The 16311-nt window shown below is 62.4% G+C and carries 13 protein-coding genes; 5 read left to right on the forward strand and 8 right to left on the reverse strand.

From position 1 onward, the window contains the following. Positions 1-8 precede the first annotated feature (8 nt). The 5 genes from BBG20_RS14575 to BBG20_RS14595 all read right to left on the reverse strand — a co-directional run bounded on the left by BBG20_RS14575 (position 9) and on the right by BBG20_RS14595 (position 6584). Positions 9-1241, reverse strand: a complete 1233-nt coding sequence (locus BBG20_RS14575) for an ABC transporter permease (RefSeq protein WP_065904609.1) — start codon at positions 1239-1241, stop codon at positions 9-11. A gap of 197 nt (positions 1242-1438) precedes the next feature. Continuing rightward, entirely contained in the window at positions 1439-2479 is a 1041-nt protein-coding gene (locus BBG20_RS14580) for an ABC transporter substrate-binding protein (protein WP_065904610.1), read from the reverse strand. 43 nt (positions 2480-2522) lie between these two features. Continuing rightward, positions 2523-3635 (reverse strand): ABC transporter ATP-binding protein, encoded by a 1113-nt coding sequence (locus tag BBG20_RS14585; protein WP_065904611.1) that lies wholly within the window; start codon positions 3633-3635, stop codon positions 2523-2525. 306 nt (positions 3636-3941) lie between these two features. Continuing rightward, on the reverse strand, positions 3942-4571 hold the full coding sequence (locus tag BBG20_RS14590; RefSeq protein ID WP_065904613.1) for a response regulator: 630 nt from the start codon (positions 4569-4571) through the stop codon (positions 3942-3944). Between the two features lie 18 nt (positions 4572-4589). Next, positions 4590-6584: a PAS domain-containing sensor histidine kinase gene (locus tag BBG20_RS14595; protein WP_065904615.1), complete on the reverse strand. Its 1995-nt coding sequence runs from the start codon at positions 6582-6584 to the stop codon at positions 4590-4592. A 77-nt stretch (positions 6585-6661) separates the two neighbouring features. On the opposite strand from BBG20_RS14595, the gene BBG20_RS14600 reads away from it, so the two are divergent. After that, positions 6662-7636, forward strand: a complete 975-nt coding sequence (locus BBG20_RS14600) for an alpha/beta hydrolase family protein (protein ID WP_065904617.1) — start codon at positions 6662-6664, stop codon at positions 7634-7636. 87 nt (positions 7637-7723) lie between these two features. On the opposite strand, the gene BBG20_RS14605 is transcribed toward BBG20_RS14600, so the two are convergent. Genes BBG20_RS14605 through BBG20_RS14615 form a run of 3 tightly spaced genes read right to left on the reverse strand, consistent with a single transcriptional unit; the run spans position 7724 to position 10189 of the window. Beyond that, positions 7724-8491: a TerB family tellurite resistance protein gene (locus BBG20_RS14605; RefSeq protein ID WP_065904619.1), complete on the reverse strand. Its 768-nt coding sequence runs from the start codon at positions 8489-8491 to the stop codon at positions 7724-7726. Position 8492: 1 nt separating this feature from the next. Then, positions 8493-9167: an N-acetylmuramate alpha-1-phosphate uridylyltransferase MurU gene (murU, locus tag BBG20_RS14610; protein ID WP_065904621.1), complete on the reverse strand. Its 675-nt coding sequence runs from the start codon at positions 9165-9167 to the stop codon at positions 8493-8495. Then, on the reverse strand, positions 9164-10189 hold the full coding sequence (locus tag BBG20_RS14615) for an aminoglycoside phosphotransferase family protein (protein WP_065904623.1): 1026 nt from the start codon (positions 10187-10189) through the stop codon (positions 9164-9166). Before BBG20_RS14615 ends, murU begins: the two co-directional genes overlap by 4 nt. Positions 10190-10319: 130 nt before the next feature. On the opposite strand from BBG20_RS14615, the gene BBG20_RS14620 reads away from it, so the two are divergent. Genes BBG20_RS14620 through rsmA form a run of 4 tightly spaced genes read left to right on the forward strand, consistent with a single transcriptional unit; the run spans position 10320 to position 16240 of the window. Then, positions 10320-13130 carry an LPS-assembly protein LptD gene (locus BBG20_RS14620; protein WP_065904625.1) on the forward strand — a complete coding sequence of 937 codons (2811 nt, stop codon included), beginning with the start codon at positions 10320-10322 and terminating at the stop codon, positions 13128-13130. Continuing rightward, entirely contained in the window at positions 13105-14445 is a 1341-nt protein-coding gene (locus BBG20_RS14625; RefSeq protein WP_065904630.1) for a peptidylprolyl isomerase, read from the forward strand. The genes BBG20_RS14620 and BBG20_RS14625 overlap by 26 nt, the downstream gene beginning before the upstream one ends. Then, a complete protein-coding gene (gene pdxA, locus BBG20_RS14630) occupies positions 14442-15431 on the forward strand; it encodes a 4-hydroxythreonine-4-phosphate dehydrogenase PdxA (protein WP_065904632.1) in 990 nt (329 codons plus the stop codon). Before BBG20_RS14625 ends, pdxA begins: the two co-directional genes overlap by 4 nt. Continuing rightward, complete coding sequence (rsmA, locus tag BBG20_RS14635) at positions 15428-16240, forward strand: 16S rRNA (adenine(1518)-N(6)/adenine(1519)-N(6))-dimethyltransferase RsmA (protein ID WP_065904634.1); 813 nt, start codon at positions 15428-15430, stop codon at positions 16238-16240. Before pdxA ends, rsmA begins: the two co-directional genes overlap by 4 nt. Positions 16241-16311 lie beyond the last annotated feature (71 nt).

The following is a 16311-nucleotide window of genomic DNA, read 5'->3' on the forward strand; positions in this document are numbered from 1 at the left end:
AGGTCTCCTCAGCTCAGGCGCAGGCGACTGGCGCCCACCAGCCGGTTATAGATCAGGTACAGCACCACGGTCGCCAGCAGCAGCAAGCCGCCCAGCGCCGTCGCCATGCCCCAGTTGATGCTCGTGTTGGTGTAGAAGGCCACGAAGTAGCTGACCATCTGGTCGTTCGGGCTGCCGAGCAGCGCCGGCGTGATGTAGTAACCAATCGCCAGGATAAACACCAGCAGGCAGCCGGCGCCGACCCCGGCGTAGGTCTGCGGGAAGTACACGCGCCAGAAGCTCGCGAATGGGTGACAACCCAGGGAAATTGCCGCACGCATATAGGTGGGCGAGATACCCTTCATCACGCTGTAGATCGGCAGGATCATGAACGGCAGCAGGATGTGCACCATCGAGATGTAGACCCCGGTGCGGTTGAACACCAGCTCCACCGGTTTGTCGACCAGGCCCATGCCCATCAACGCGCTATTGATCAGGCCACCGGACTGCAGCAACACGATCCACGCCGCCACCCGCACCAGGATCGAGGTCCAGAACGGCAGCAGCACGAGGATCATCAGCAGGTTGCTTTTGCGCGCCGGCAGGTTGGCCAACAGGTAGGCCAGGGGATAGGCCAGCAGCAGGCACACGAAGGTGATCACCAGGCCCATCCAGAAGGTGCGGGCGAAGATGTCCAGGTAGATCGCCTGGTCCGGCGTGGCCGGGGCGACTTCGCCGAGGTCGTCGATGCGATGATCGACGGCCGCCAGCAGGTAATACGGTGTGAGGCTGCTGGTATTGCGCCGGATCGCCTGCCAGTACGCCGGGTCGCCCCAGCGTTCATCGAGGCTTTCCAGCGCTTCTTTATAGGAAGCGGGTGCGTCGCTGAACGGCAGCGCCCGCGCGGTTTTGGTCAGCAGGCTGCGATAGCCGGCCAGTTCCATGTTCAAGCGCTTGGACAGGTCGCCCAGGGTCTGGTTTTTACGCGCTTCGCCCAGGTCCTCGCTGAGGGCCTGATACACCGGCTCGCCCGGCAAACCCCGGCCATCCCAGGTCTTCACCGCGACCACGGTGCGCGGCAGGCCGCCCACCACTTCCGGGTTGCCGACGCTTTTGTAAAGCAGCGCAACAATCGGCACCAGGAACACCAGCAGCAAAAACAGCACCAGCGGCGCAATCAAGGCCTGCGCCTTCCAGCGATTGAGCCGCTCGGCACGCGCCAGGCGCTGCTTGAGGGTGGGGCTGGGAATGGCGATAACCATGGCAAACTCCGGAACTTGAAAATGAATGCGCTCTGCCCAACACAGCAGATTTCATGTGGGGGCGGGCTTGTGTGGGAGCGCGCTGGCTCGCGAATGCGGTGTGACAGTCAGCCCATGAGTAGACTCATCCACCGTATTCGCAAGCAAGCCCGCTCCCACACTTACCGGTTCGCACATGGGTCCAGCGGTGTTGCAGGTTATTTGGCAGCCCAGGAATTGAAGCGCTGCTCCAACTGCTCGCCGTTATCCGCCCAGAAGCTCACATCGATCTGCACCTGGTTGGCGATGTTCTCTGGCGTGGTCGGCATATCCTTCAGCACATCCTTGGCCAGCAACGGTACGGCTTGAGTATTGGCCGGGCCGTAGGCGATGTTTTCCGAATAGGTTTTCTGCTGCTGCGGCTGCACCGAGAAGGCGATGAATTTCTTCGCCGCTTCCGCGCGATCCTTGGCCAGGCCCTTCGGAATAGCCCAGGCATCGAAGTCGTAGATGCCGCCGTTCCACACCACTTTCAGGTTGCTCTCTTTCTGCACGGCAGCGATGCGACCGTTGTAGGCCGAGCTCATCACCACGTCGCCCGAGGCGAGGTACTGCGGTGGCTGTGCACCGGCTTCCCACCACTGGATCGACGGCTTGAGTTCGTCGAGTTTCTTGAACGCACGGTCCTGGCCATCCTTGCCGGCCAGCACTTTGTAGACGTCCTTCGGTGCAACCCCATCAGCCATCAAGGCGAATTCCAGGGTGTACTTGGCGCCCTTGCGCAGGCCGCGCTTGCCCGGGAATTTCTTGGTGTCCCAGAAATCTGCCCAACTGGTCGGCGCAGAAGCCAGCTTGTCGGCGTTGTAGGCCAATACGGTGGACCACACGAAGAAGCCCACGCCGCACGGCTGGATCGCGCCCTTCACGTAGTCGGCCGCGTTGCCGAACAGTTTCGGGTCCAGCGGCTCGAACATGTCTTCGTCGCACCCACGCGACAGTTCCGGGGATTCGACTTCCACCAGGTCCCAGGACACGCTCTTGGTGTCGACCATGGCCTTGACCTTGGCCATTTCGCCGTTGTACTCGCCAGCGACGATCTTGCCGTTGCCGGCGCTTTCCCACGGTGCATAGAAGGCCTTGACCTGGGCCGCCTTGTTCGCGCCGCCGAAGGACACGACCGTCAGGTCCGGGCCTGCCATGGCCTGTGTCGCGCCCATCAATCCAATCGCCAGGGCCGAATATTTAAGGGATCTCAACATTGTTGTTCTCTCCACGTGCAGGGTTGGTGAAGCCATGGGGCGATCAATTCGCCTCTAGAAGTGGGTCGAGTGCGCGAACGTGCTCGACTTGCCAGCCAATCGGTACCACGTCGCCAACCGCCAACGCTGGGTCCAGCTCGGCGATCGGTTGTTTCACAAAAAAATCGGTCTTGCCGCAGACTTCCAGGCGCACACGCACGTGGTCACCCAGGTAGATGAACTCCGCCACCCGCCCGGAGAAACGGTTGCTGCAGCTCTCGCTGGAACCATTCAGGCTGACGCGTTCAGGGCGTACCGACAGGGTCACCGGGCCACCGACCTGGCCGACGTTCACCGCCAGCGCCTCGACCTTCTCGCCGCGCGCCAGCTCCACCACGCAACGGTCGCCGGTATGGCTGTGCAGGCGCCCGTTGAGGCGGTTGTTCTCGCCGATGAAGTTGGCGACGAAGGTGTTCTTCGGCTCTTCATAGAGGGTGCGCGGCGCGGCAATCTGCTGGATCTCGCCCTGGTGGAACACCGCTACCCGGTCAGACATGGTCAAGGCTTCGCCCTGGTCGTGGGTCACGTACACCACGGTCACGCCGAGCCGCTGGTGCAGGTGCTTGATCTCCATCTGCATGTGTTCACGCAGTTGTTTGTCGAGGGCGCCGAGGGGTTCGTCCATCAGCACCAGTTGCGGCTCGAACACCAGCGCCCGGGCCAATGCCACGCGCTGTTGCTGGCCGCCGGAGAGTTGCGCCGGGTAGCGCTGGGCGAAGGCGTCGAGCTGGACCATATTCAGCACGCGCTTGACCCGCTCGCTGATGTCGGTCTTGCTCAAGCCGCGCACCGACAGCGGGAACGCGAGGTTCTCGGCGACGGTCATGTGCGGGAACAACGCGTAGTTCTGGAACACCATGCCGATATCACGCTTGTGCGGCGGCACGTTGTTGATGGAGCGACCGGCCAATTGGATTTCGCCGGCAGTCGGCGTTTCAAAGCCGGCGAGCATCATCAGGCTGGTGGTCTTGCCCGACCCGGACGGCCCGAGCAGGGTGAGGAACTCGCCCTTGCGAATCTCCAGGTTGAGGTCCTTGACGATCAGGTTCTCGCCGTCGTAGCTCTTCTGCACGCCACGAAAGCTGACCAGCACATCATTTGAATCCACCTCGCTCATACCCGCACCTTTGTGTTTTGGACTGCCGTGGCACAAGCGTAGTCCAGCCGCGAGCCCCCGGAAATCGGGGGCCAGGAGAGAATCGCATCAGCCGGATGGAAGGTTGGGGGTAGGGATCGCCCTACACGAATGGCGGGGACAGGACAGTGCTGCGACAAGATGCGAGCTGCAAGCGGCAAGAATGGGCATCTACCTGCGAAACACCTGTCGCAAACAGACACGCCCCTTCCCTGTAGAAGCCCGGCTCGGCGGCGATGCGTACGAAGAATCGCTTTCGCCGGCAAGGAATAGACGTCTCCCCGCGCCCTACAAAAGCTTGTGCTCCATGGCGTACTTCACCAGTTCCGCCAACGAAGTGATATTGAGCTTCTGCATAAGCCGCGCCTTGTGGGTGCTGATGGTCTTGCTGCTCAGCGCCAGCTGCTGGGCGATGTCATTGACATTCGCGCCCTGAGCCAGGCGCTCGAACACCGAGAACTCCCGCTCCGACAGCAGCGAATGCAGCGGACGGGCATCCGTCAGGCCGACTTCAAAGACCATGCGGTCCGCCAGGTCCGGGTCGATGTAGCGCCCACCGGCCGCCACCTTGCGGATCGCCGTGAGCAACAGCGCCGGGTCGCTGTCCTTGGTTGCGTAACCGGCAGCGCCGACCTTCAGGGCGCGGGCGGCCATCTGCGCTTCATCGTGCATGGACAGCACCAGGATCGCCGGCGGATTGCTCAACGCGCGTATCCGCGCAATCGCCTCCAAACCGTTGACGCCAGGCATCGAGATATCCAGCAACACCACCTCGCAGGGTACATGGCGCAAGGTCTCAAGCAACTGCTCGCCATTGCTCGCCTCGCCCACGACCTGCAGGTCTTTGGCCAGGCCGATCAATTGCTTGATGCCTTCTCGAACGATGGTGTGGTCTTCGGCTACCAGTACGCGAATCACAAGGCCTTCCTCTTAGGGTTATGCATCCAACGGCACCGTGACACTCAGGGTCGTGCCCTCCCCCAGCTCGCTGTCCAGGCTCAGTTGCCCGCCCATGATCAACACCCGCTCGCGCATGCCCACCAGGCCAAACGACACGGGACGCCCGTTGGCCTGGACGAAGCCGACGCCGTCATCACTGATGGTCAGCCGCAGGTGGGGACCTTCCACCACCAGCGTCAGCTCGACAGTATGCGCCTGGGCATGGCGCATCACATTGGTCAGCGCTTCCTGCAGGATCCGGAACAGGCCGATGGCCTTGGCATCACTCAGGGTCGGCAGGTTCTCCGGGACTTGCACCAGGCAGGGGATTTGCGTGCGCGCTTCAAAGCGCCGCGCCTGCCACTCGATGGCCGAGGCGATCCCGGCATCCAGGATCGGCGGGCGCAGCGCCGTCGCCACGTCCCGCACCAGTTGGAACAGCTGGGCGATCAGGCGCTTCATGCTGTTCAGGCGCTCATGCAGGCCTGGGTCCAACTGTGCATAGGCCAATTCGCACATGGAGGTTTCCAGCTTGAGCACGGTGAGCATTTGCCCCAGCTCGTCGTGGACTTCGCGGGCGATGCGCGCTTTTTCTTCTTCGCGCACCGTTTCCAGGTGGGCCGACAACTCGCGCAACTGCGCTTCACTTTGCAACAGGGCGGCCAGGGTACGGCGCAGTTCGGTGACATCGTTGAGGTAGACCACCAGGTATTCAGCTTCGGCGAACCGCAGAAAACTCAAGGACACGTTCGCCGGCAGGATGCTGCCATCGGCGCGCCGGCAATCGGTGGCGAAGTTCTGTGGCCCGTCTTCACTGGCCCGCGCGCGCTTCCACAGGTTGAGCCAACGGTCCATGTCCAGGGAAGGATCGAGGTCGGCCAACGGCCGTTCGATCAGGGCGCCGGCGTTATAACCGAGCATGTTTTCGGCCGCGCGGTTGGCGTAGCGCACGTGGCTGTCCCAGTTGACCCACAGGATGCCAACGGTGCTTTGGTCGATGGAGAACTGCGTCAAGCGCAAGGCTTCAGCACCGGCGGCGCGGGCCGCGCTTTCTTCGCGGGCGGCCAGCAGGCCTTGCTCGAGCACGCGTTGCTGGCGGCGCTGCCAGAACACAATGGCCAGGCTGGCGAACAGGAGCAGTCCCAGCAACAGGCTGAGGTTTTGCCACAGGCCCGGGGATTCCGTCATGCGTAGGTATTTGGGCTGCAGCCAGCGGTTGTGCAGTTGGTCCAGGTCACGGGCGGGGATGGCGCGCAAAGCGCTTTGCATGATGCCGGCCAGCTCCGGCCAATCCCGGCGCGTGGCCACTCGCAGCAACTGCGGCAGGCCGATGTCGCCCACCACCGCCAGCCCGGCGAACTCGGCCTCGCCGGACAAGCGGCTCAACTGCGCTTCATCCACCACGGCATACCGGGCCTGTTGGCTGACGAGCAACTGCAGGGCCTGGCGCTCCATGGGCACACCTTGCAGATTGAGGCCGGGATACGTACCGCGCAGGTAATCGGCCACGGCACTGGGCATGCGCACCGCGACACGCGATTGCTCGTCGAGCTTTTCCAGTTCGACCGCCCCGCCACCGTCACGGACACCCACGATGTGTTGCGGCACGCGCATATAGGGATCGGTGAACAGCCACAGGCGCAAACCGGCCGGGGTCTGTTGCAGGCCGGGGGCGATGTCCACTTCGCCGTCGCTCAGGGCCGCCTCCAACTGCTCCTGGCTGGGGAAGTTGCGCCAGGTCAGTTCGATATTCAGCGCCTTGGCCAGCCATTGCATCAGCTCGACATTAGCCCCGGACAACCGCTGCAGGCGGCGGTCGTATTGTGCGTACGGCGCCTGCAACACCAGGCCCACCCGCAACTCCGGGTGCCGGGCCAGCCATTCGCGCTGGGCCGCATTCAACTGCGCTTGTGGGGCCGCGGGCGCAGGGGCGGCGTTCGCCATCAAGGCAAAGCATAAACAGCCGATAACCAGCAGACAGCGAAAACCCATGATCCACGTCTCACATCACTGACAAATACTGACCAACCCATTAGGCTGCTGGAATCACTTCTGGCCGGGAATTAACGATGCCCTTTCTCCACCGTTCGGCACTGCCAGCATTGTGCCTGTCGCTTCTCTTTACCAGTGCCTTTTCCGTACAGGCGGCCGATGCACCCGCGCCTGCGGCGGAAAAACCGGTCGAACGCCTGCCCTTGCCCGAGCGCAGCCAGGAAGAAGCCAGTGCCCTTGAGCGAAAAATCCCGCAACAGGAACAGCAACAGTTGCAGGCCGGCAGCGACTCATTCCTCGCCCTGTGGAAACCGGCCAACAGCGCCGAACCCGAAGGCGTGGTGATTATCGTACCGGGCGCCGGCGAAAATGCTGACTGGCCGCAAGCAATCGGCCCGTTGCGACGCAAATTTCCGGATGCCGGGTGGGGCAGTCTCAGCCTGTCGTTGCCGGACACCAGCATGGACACGCTGCCGCCGCGCGTCATGGAAGCGTCCAAGGCCACTGTCGACACCAGCAGCAAAGACGCGAGCACCGCCGACAAACCCATCGAACAGGCCGCCAGTGCCGAAGCCGAAGGCACTGACCCGGCCGTGGTACCCGGCGCCGACGAGCAAGACAAGACCGACGCCTCACGCATCTTCGCGCGCATCGATGCCGCCGTGGCCTTCGCCCAGACCCAGGGCGCACGCAGTGTGGCGCTGGTCGGTCATGGCACCGGGGCCTGGTGGGCCGCGCGTTACTTGAGCGAGAAGCAGCCGTCCCAGGTACAGAAATTTGTCATGGTCGCGGCGCAGACGCCCACCGGCCGCCAACCGGACGTCGAGCAGTTGGCTCCCGGCCTGAAACTGCCGACCGCCGATGTCTTCTATCAAGACACCGCCCAGGCACGCAAAAACGCCCTGGCCCGTGCGCAGGCGGCCAAGCGCTTGAAGAATGAAGGGTATAAGCAAGTGACATTGAAGACCCTGCCCGGCAACAGCGCGGCCGAGCAGGAGCAGTTGTATCGGCGGATTCGCGGCTGGCTGAGCCCGCAGGCAAGCAGCGACTAACCCCGACTTTCAGGAAAGCCGCAGACCTCCTGTGGGAGCAGGCTTGCTCGCTCTCACAATAGGGTTGTCACACTCACATCGCGTGACTTAACGGAAATCCCGGCGCTCGCGAATCAACGCATAGGCGCTGTGCAATTCGCGGGTGCGCTCGGTGGCCTCACGCACTTGCGCGGGAGTTGCGCCACTGCCGGCAATCTTGTCCGGGTGGTGGCGACTGAGCAGGCGGCGGTAGGCGCGCTTGATCACCGACGGCTCGCTGGTGGAGGTCACGCCAAGCAAACGCAGCGCGTCCTGATAACTGCCACCGCGATTGACCAATGGCTTGCGCTCCGGCGTGTAGTCCGCGGCCAGTGCCTGCAGTTGCTGCGGCGTCCAGCCCAGCCACTTGCCCCACAGGTCGATCAGGTCACGCTCGGCGTCATCCGCCCGGCCGTCCGCCCAGACCATCCGCCAGCACGCACGCAACACACCTTCGGCTGCATGCGGCTGAGCCTTGAGCACACGCAGGTAGTTGCGCACACGGTCAGACCCGGATTTGCCGCGATTGAACGCCGCGATCGCCCGGCGCTGGGCCGAGTCGGTCATGTCCAGCGAACGCATCTCCTGGCGCGCCTGCTGGATATGCCCGTCCACCACGCGACCATTGCTCTTGGCCAGGCGCCCCAGCAGCACGAACAATAATTCATCATTGCGCAACGCCGGGCGCCCGCCCAGGCGCTCGCGCAACTGTGCCCAGCTTTGCAGTTGCAGGCGGCGGTCCAGCGCCTGCCCCAACAGCGCACCCAACAAGGCCCCCGGAATGCTGGCAATGGCAAAGCCAGCCCCGGCGCCGATCAGCGTCCCTGGCCACAACATGCTACTGCCCCGCTGTCAGCAGGGTTTCGACTTGCGCCAGGCGCTCCAGCGTGCCGACATCAATCCAGCGTCCCGCCATGTGTTCCCCCGTCACCAAACCTTTGGCCATCGCCGCGCGTAGCAGCGGCGCCAGCTTGAAGGCACCGGCACTGCAACCCGCGAACAATTTCGGGTCGAGCACTGAAATGCCACTGAAGGTCAGGTTATCGGCACCGGGCGCCGCATCATGAAGCACGCCTTGATCAAGGTAGAAATCACCGCCGGAGGGGTGATGCGCCGGGTTGTCGACCATCACCAGATGCGCCAGGCCCTGCAGCGGTTGGCGCAGCCGGGTGAAGTCGTAGTCGGTCCAGATATCACCATTGACCACCAGGAAGGGTTCATCCCCCAGCAGCGGCAAGGCCTGGAAAATCCCGCCGCCGGTTTCCAGCGGCTCGCCTTCCGGGGAGTAGCGGATGCGCAAGCCAAATTGCGCGCCGTCGCCCAGGTAGCTTTCGATCTGCTGGCCCAGCCAGGCGTGGTTGATCACGATATCGGTGAAGCCGGCCTTGGCCAGCGCCTCCAGGTGATATTCGATCAGGCGCTTGCCACCGGCCTGCACCAGCGGCTTGGGCGTGTGCAAGGTGAGCGGGCGCATGCGCTCGCCTTTGCCCGCCGCCAGGATCATCGCCTTCATACGCTGGCCTCGGCGGGCTGGCGCAGGCTGGTCAGCAACTCAGCCAGCTCGCTCAACTCGGCACGCTCGGCCAGCACTGCCTCTATATAAGCAAAGAAGCGCGGCACGTCGGCCAGGTAGCGCGGCTTGCCATCACGATGGCAAATGCGCGCGAAGATGCCGATAACCTTGAGGTGACGCTGGACGCCCATCAGGTCGCTGGCGCGCAGGAACTCGTCGAAATCCGCCTGCACCGCAATGCCGGCCTGCCCCGCGCGCTGCCAATAGCCGCGTTGCCATTCCCGCACGCGGGCCTGGGGCCAACTGAGGAATGCATCCTTGAACAGGCAGGTGATGTCGTAGGTGACCGGGCCGTAGACCGCGTCCTGGAAATCCAGCACGCCGGGGTTCGGCTCGCTGATCATCAGGTTGCGTGGCATATAGTCGCGGTGCACCAGCACTTTGGGCTGCGCCAGGGCGCTGTCGATCAGCCGATCACTGACGCGCTGCCAGAGCGCTTGCTGCTGTGTATCGAACTCGATACCCAGGTGCCTGCGCACGTACCACTCCGGAAACAATTCCAGCTCGCGGCGCAGCAAGGCGACGTCGTAGCTGGGCAACGGCGCATCCATCGGCAACTGCTGAAAGGCCAGCAATGCATCGATGGCATCGGCGAACAATCGGTCGGCGTTTTGCTCGTCGATGACGTCCAGGTAGGTTTTTCTGCCCAGGTCATTGAGTAAAAGAAAGCCTCGCGACAAATCTTCTGCATAAATTTTTGGAACATTTATGCCGGACTTCGCGAGCAAATGAGCGATATCGACGAAAGGTTTGCAGTTTTCCTGGGGGGGTGGAGCGTCCATCACGACGAACGTGCGACCACCCCCTTCCCACCGGAAATACCGCCTGAAACTCGCGTCGCTGCTGGCCGCGGTCAATGTGGCCGGGGGTACGGCACCCCAGCCTTGAGCGTTGAAAAGAATCGGCAACTGCTCATCCAGCCAGACTTCCAGCTGTTGTAAACGTAGATCTTGCTCGGGCATTACAAGGGTCTCCGACGGCGCTAGCCGTCAAGCGGGTCATGCTTTATTATCACGCATCTTTTTCAGACCATCGAGAGGCGTGCGGCCCACACCGCGGGCAGATGGCACGCAGGAAGCCCGGACTAATAAGATGGCATTGAAATCCCCCGCGTTTCGTAGAAAATTTCCGTTGCTGGTAACCGGCAGTCTGCTGGCCATGCAACCCTTCGCCACCTCATTCGTGGTCGCCGCGGAACAGTATGACTGCTCAGTCTCTGCTTCGGGTGCCTGGGATTGCGCGCCGAAAACCGCCGCTGCCCCTCTACCACCGCGCCCGGTGCATGACGGCGCTGCCGTCAGCTCGGCCAATAGTACGGCTCAGGCCGATACCGGTGGCAAAGCCGATGCCGAGCCTAAGACCGCACTGGTTACCGAAGCCAAGGGCCGTGGCCTGCGTTCGCGCAGCGCCGACTACAGCCACCTGGACTGGGTACCGCGCGACAAGCTGACCGCAGCCCAGTTGGCCGAAACCGGTCCTTACTGCGGCGGTGCGTACATCGAGCCGATTCGTCCTGGCATGAACGACAAGACGAACAAGAGCGATGCGCCCACCTTCATCGGTGCCAAGGCCTCTCGCTACGAGCAGGAACAACAGGTCGCGACCCTGGCCGGTGACGTCGTCATGCGCCAGGGCAGCATGCAGCTGGAGTCCGAGGAAGCCAGCCTGTACCAGGCTGAAAACCGCGGCGAGCTGAACGGCAATGTGCGCATGCGCGACAACGGTGCCCTGATCGTCGGCGACCACGCCGAGGTCCAGCTGGACACCGGTGCGGCGCAGATCGACAACGCCGAGTACGTGCTGCACAAGTCGCGCATCCGCGGCAATGCGCTGTACGCCAAGCGTGCCGAAAACGCGATCATCCGTCTCAAGGACGGTACGTACACCACGTGCGAGCCAGACAGCAACGCCTGGCAGCTCAAGGGCAACAACATCACGTTGAACCCGGCCACCGGCTTCGGTACGGCTACCAACGCGACGTTGCGGGTCAAGAACATCCCGATCCTGTACACCCCGTACATCTATTTCCCGATCGACGACCGTCGTCAATCCGGCTTCCTGCCACCAAGCTTCAGCAGCGGCAGCGAAACCGGCTTTACCTTGGTAACGCCGTACTACTTCAACCTGGCGCCCAACTATGACGCCACGTTGTACCCGCAATACATGACCAAGCGCGGCCTGATGATGGAAGGCGAGTTCCGCTACCTCACCAAGTCCAGCGAAGGCCAGGTCGGCGGCGCGTACCTGAACGACGACAACGACGAACGCAAGCGCCAGACCGATTACGAAAAAACCCGCTACATGCTCAACTGGCAACACAAGGGCGGGCTGGATTCGCGTGTACTGACCCAGGTCGACTACACCACGATCAGCGACCCTTACTACTTCCAGGACCTCAAGTCCTACCAGGAAGGTGTCGAGAGCCAGGACTACGTCAACCAGCAGGGTTCCGTCACTTATCGCGGCGACACCTTCCAGGCACGTCTGAACCTGCAGGCCTACCAGTTGGCCACGATTTCCCAGGTCACCCCGTATGACCGCCTGCCGCAGATCACCTTCAACGGTACCCTGCCGTACCATCCAGGTGGCTTGAACTTCAGCTACGAGACCGAAGCCGTACGCTTCGACCGCGACCTGGAAAACGGTAGCTTCACCAACGAAAACGGCGAGATTGAACCGCGCCTGGACACCTATGTTCGCGGCCTGACCCGTGCAAACGGTACTCGCCTGAACGTAGCGCCAGCCGTCGAATACCCGATGAACTGGACCTACGGCTTCGTGACGCCGAAGCTCAAGTACGTCTACACCAAGTACGACCTGGACCTGGACAACATCGGCAAGAACCAGATCGTTGCTGATCAGGCTGCAGCCACCGCTGCCAACCCGTACGCGGGCGGCACCTTCAAGAGCTCCCAGGACCGTGCGCTTCCGGTGGCCAGCATCGACAGCGGCCTGTACTTCGATCGCAACACCAACTGGTTCGGCAAAGACTATCGCCAGACCCTCGAGCCGCGTGCGTTCTACCTGTACGTACCGAACAAGGACCAGAGCGATATCCCGGTGTTTGACACCAGCGAGTACTCGTTCAGCTACGCGTCGCTGTTCCGCGACAACCGCTTCAGCGGCTCCGACCGTATCGGCGACGAGAACAAGCTTTCCCTGGGCTTGACCAGCCGCTGGATCGAAGACAACGGCTTCGAGCGTCAGCGCGTATCCGTGGGCCAGGCGCTGTACTTCAAGGATCGTGAAGTGCAACTGCCGGGCATCCTGGCTTCCGACCGTGCCGACGCACAGTCCGATGTCTCGCCAATCGCCCTGGACTACGAGTTCCGCTTCAACCGCGACTGGCGCGCCACTGCCGACTACAACTGGGACACCGAGAATCACAGTCCTCGTTCCGGCAGCGCGATGCTTCACTACCAGCCGGAAGACAACCCGAACAAGATCATCAACGTCGGCTATCGCTATCGTAACGACCAGGTCGTCTACAACCAGCTGACCGGCAAATGGCAGTTCGGTGGTGACTATGGCCAGCCAGGCGATCCGAACTTCGTGAAGGATTACTACAAAATCCAGCAACACGACTTCTCGATGATGTGGCCGATCATTCCACAGTGGAACCTGATCACCCGCTGGCAGTATGACTACGCTCGCAACCGTACCCTGGAAGCCTTCGGTGGTTTCGAGTACGACAACTGCTGCTGGAAACTGCGCTTGATCAACCGTTACTGGGTTTCCAACGACGAATACAGCCAGATCGCCCCGCTTAACGAAAAGGGTGACCACGGGCTCTTCCTGCAAATCGTCCTCAAAGGACTCGGCGGCCTGACCGGCGCCAAGGTAGAGAGCTTCCTCGACAAAGGCATTGAAGGTTATCGTGAACGTGAAGACCAAGCTTTCTGATTGTCTGCGCCCGCTAGTGCTGGGCGCGCTGTTCCTGGGTACCGCATCGGCTCACGCTGCGGTTCAAGAACTGGATAAAGTAGTGGCCATCGTCGATAACGACGTGATCATGCAGAGCCAACTGGACCAGCGCGTCAAGGAAGTCCAGCAAACCATCGCCAAGCGTGGCGGTGGCGTGCCGCCTACCAGCGTCCTGGACCAGCAGGTGCTTGAGCGCCTGATCGTCGAGAACCTGCAACTGCAGATCGGCGACCGTTCCGGCATCCGTATTTCGGATGAAGAACTGAACCAGGCCGTGGGCACCATTGCCCAGCGCAACAACATGAGCATTGACCAGTTCCGCGCGGCCCTGGCCCACGATGGTTTGTCCTATGAGGACGCCCGTGACCAGATCCGTCGTGAAATGATCATCAGCCGTGTGCGCCAGCGTCGTGTGGCCGAACGCGTTCAGGTGTCCGAGCAGGAAGTGAAGAACTTCCTGGCGTCTGACCTGGGCAAGATGCAGCTGTCCGAAGAGCTGCACCTGGCCAACATCCTGATCGCCACGCCTGACAGCGCCACATCCGAGCAGCTGAATGCCGCTGCGGCCAAGACCCAGGCTATCTATGATCGCCTGAAGGCCGGTGCCGACTTCGCCCAAATGGCGATCGCCCAGTCGGGCAGCGACAACGCCCTCGAAGGCGGTGACATGGGCTGGCGTAAAGCTGCTCAATTGCCACCTCCGTTCGACCGCGAGCTGAGCGCGATGGAAGTCGGTGGCATCACCCAGCCTGCACGCACGCCGGGTGGCTTCATCATCCTCAAGCTCCTGGAAAAACGTGGCGGCGAGACCTCGCTGAAAGACGAAGTGCATGTTCGTCATATCCTGGTCAAACCAAGCGAAATCCGCAGCGAAGCGCAAACCAAGGAACTGGCCCAGAAGATCTATGACCGCATCGAAAGCGGTGAAGACTTCGCCACCCTGGCCAAGAGCTTCTCGGAAGACCCGGGTTCTGCCCTCAACGGCGGCGACTTGAACTGGATCGACCCGAAGGCCCTGGTGCCGGAGTTCCAGCAGGTGATGGCCGAAACGCCACAAGGCGTGCTGTCCAAGCCGTTCAAGACCCAATATGGCTGGCACGTACTGGAAGTCCTTGGCCGTCGCGCCACCGACAACACCAGTCAGGCCCGCGAGCAACAAGCACTGAACGTACTGCGTAACCGCAAATACGACGAAGAGCTGCAAACCTGGCTGCGTCAGATCCGTGACGAAGCTTATGTAGAGAACAAGCTGCCAGGCGCCGAGCAAACAGGCACCGACCAGGCAGCCCAGTGAAACCCCAGCGTTTCGCGGTGACACCCGGCGAGCCGGCCGGCATTGGTCCAGACCTGTGCCTGCTGCTCGCCTCGCAACCCCAGCCACACCCCCTGATTGCCATTACCAGCCGTGACCTGCTCCTTGAGCGGGCCGCGCAGCTGGGCGTGGCGGTCAATCTGCTGGACGTCGCGCCGGGCAACTGGCCTGACCTGCCTGCTCCTGCCGGCAGCCTGTACGTGTGGGACACCCCGCTTGCAGCCAAGGTCGTGGCCGGGCAGCTGAACAAGGCCAATGCGGCCTTTGTCCTGCAAACCCTGACACGTGCTGGCCAGGGCTGCATCGACGGCGACTTCGCCGGCATGATCACCGCGCCGGTGCACAAAGGCGTGATCAACGAATCCGGTATCGCCTTTTCCGGCCACACCGAATTCCTTGCCGAGCTGACGCACACCGAACAAGTCGTGATGATGTTGGCCACGCGCGGCCTGCGGGTCGCCCTGGTGACCACGCACCTGCCACTGCGCGAGATTGCCGACGCCATCACCGTTGAACGTGTCGAACGCGTAACGCGCATCCTGCACGCCGACCTGCAACATAAATTCGGCATTGCCCAACCGCGCATCCTGGTTTGTGGGCTCAACCCCCACGCCGGTGAAGGCGGCCATTTGGGCCATGAAGAAATCGACATCATCGAACCAACCCTGGAGCGTCTGCGCCAAGAAGGCATGGACCTGCGCGGCCCGCTGCCTGCAGACACTCTGTTTACCCCCAAATATCTGGAGCACTGCGATGCAGTGCTGGCGATGTACCATGACCAGGGGCTGCCCGTGCTGAAATACAAAGGCTTCGGCGCCGCAGTCAACGTGACACTGGGCCTGCCGATCATCCGCACCTCCGTCGACCATGGCACCGCCCTGGACCTGGCAGGCAGCGGCAAGATCGATACCGGCAGCCTGCACGTGGCCCTGGAAACCGCCTATCAGATGGCCGAGACCCGTATATGACCGAGCATTACCAACACCGGGCGCGCAAGCGCTTCGGGCAAAACTTCCTGCACGACGCTGGCGTGATCGACCGCATCCTGCGCTCCATCCATGCCAAGCCCGAAGACCGCCTGCTGGAAATCGGCCCGGGCCAGGGCGCACTGACCCAAGGCCTGTTGGCCAGCGGCGGCCAACTGGACGTGGTGGAACTGGACAAGGACCTGATCCCGATCCTCAACCAGCAGTTCGCCGGCAAGCCCAACTTCAATCTGCACCAGGGCGACGCCCTGAAGTTCGACTTCAACACCCTCAATGCCGCGCCCAACAGCCTGCGCGTAGTCGGCAACCTGCCGTACAACATCTCCACACCGCTGATTTTCCACCTGCTGAACAACGCCGGGATCATCCGCGACATGCACTTCATGCTGCAGAAAGAAGTGGTCGAACGCCTGGCTGCAGGGCCTGGTGGTGGTGATTGGGGCCGCCTGTCGATCATGGTCCAGTACCACTGCCGCGTGGAACATCTGTTCAACGTCGGCCCAGGTGCGTTCAATCCACCGCCCAAGGTTGACTCAGCCATCGTGCGCCTGGTGCCGCACGCCGTTCTGCCGCACCCGGCCAAGGATCACAAGCTGCTCGAGCGCGTGGTGCGCGAAGCGTTCAATCAGCGCCGCAAGACCCTGCGCAACACGCTCAAGGCGCTGTTGAGCAACGCCGAAATCGAAGCCGCCGGCGTCGACGGCAGCCTGCGCCCCGAACAACTGGACCTGGCGGCGTTCGTGCGCCTGGCGGACCAGCTTGCCATTCAGCCCGCCCCCGCCGTCGAATAACCCCGTAGCAGCCGGCTTGCCGGCGATGGCGCACTCAAACTCGCTATCGCCAACAAGCCGGCTCTAACAAG

This window comes from Pseudomonas aylmerensis, assembly GCF_001702265.1.
GTDB lineage: Bacteria > Pseudomonadota > Gammaproteobacteria > Pseudomonadales > Pseudomonadaceae > Aquipseudomonas > Aquipseudomonas aylmerensis.

What these genes read in the sequence shown, in the direction of transcription:
- BBG20_RS14575 (WP_065904609.1), bottom strand. Translation starts at nt 1,241, where the DNA reads ATGGTTATCGCCATTCCCAGCCCCACCCTCAAGCAGCGCCTGGCGCGT.
- BBG20_RS14580 (WP_065904610.1), bottom strand. Translation starts at nt 2,479, where the DNA reads ATGTTGAGATCCCTTAAATATTCGGCCCTGGCGATTGGATTGATGGGC.
- BBG20_RS14585 (WP_065904611.1), bottom strand. Translation starts at nt 3,635, where the DNA reads ATGAGCGAGGTGGATTCAAATGATGTGCTGGTCAGCTTTCGTGGCGTG.
- BBG20_RS14595 (WP_065904615.1), bottom strand. Translation starts at nt 6,584, where the DNA reads ATGGGTTTTCGCTGTCTGCTGGTTATCGGCTGTTTATGCTTTGCCTTG.
- BBG20_RS14600 (WP_065904617.1), top strand. Translation starts at nt 6,662, where the DNA reads ATGCCCTTTCTCCACCGTTCGGCACTGCCAGCATTGTGCCTGTCGCTT.
- BBG20_RS14605 (WP_065904619.1), bottom strand. Translation starts at nt 8,491, where the DNA reads ATGTTGTGGCCAGGGACGCTGATCGGCGCCGGGGCTGGCTTTGCCATT.
- murU (WP_065904621.1), bottom strand. Translation starts at nt 9,167, where the DNA reads ATGAAGGCGATGATCCTGGCGGCGGGCAAAGGCGAGCGCATGCGCCCG.
- BBG20_RS14615 (WP_065904623.1), bottom strand. Translation starts at nt 10,189, where the DNA reads ATGCCCGAGCAAGATCTACGTTTACAACAGCTGGAAGTCTGGCTGGAT.
- BBG20_RS14620 (WP_065904625.1), top strand. Translation starts at nt 10,320, where the DNA reads ATGGCATTGAAATCCCCCGCGTTTCGTAGAAAATTTCCGTTGCTGGTA.
- rsmA (WP_065904634.1), top strand. Translation starts at nt 15,428, where the DNA reads ATGACCGAGCATTACCAACACCGGGCGCGCAAGCGCTTCGGGCAAAAC.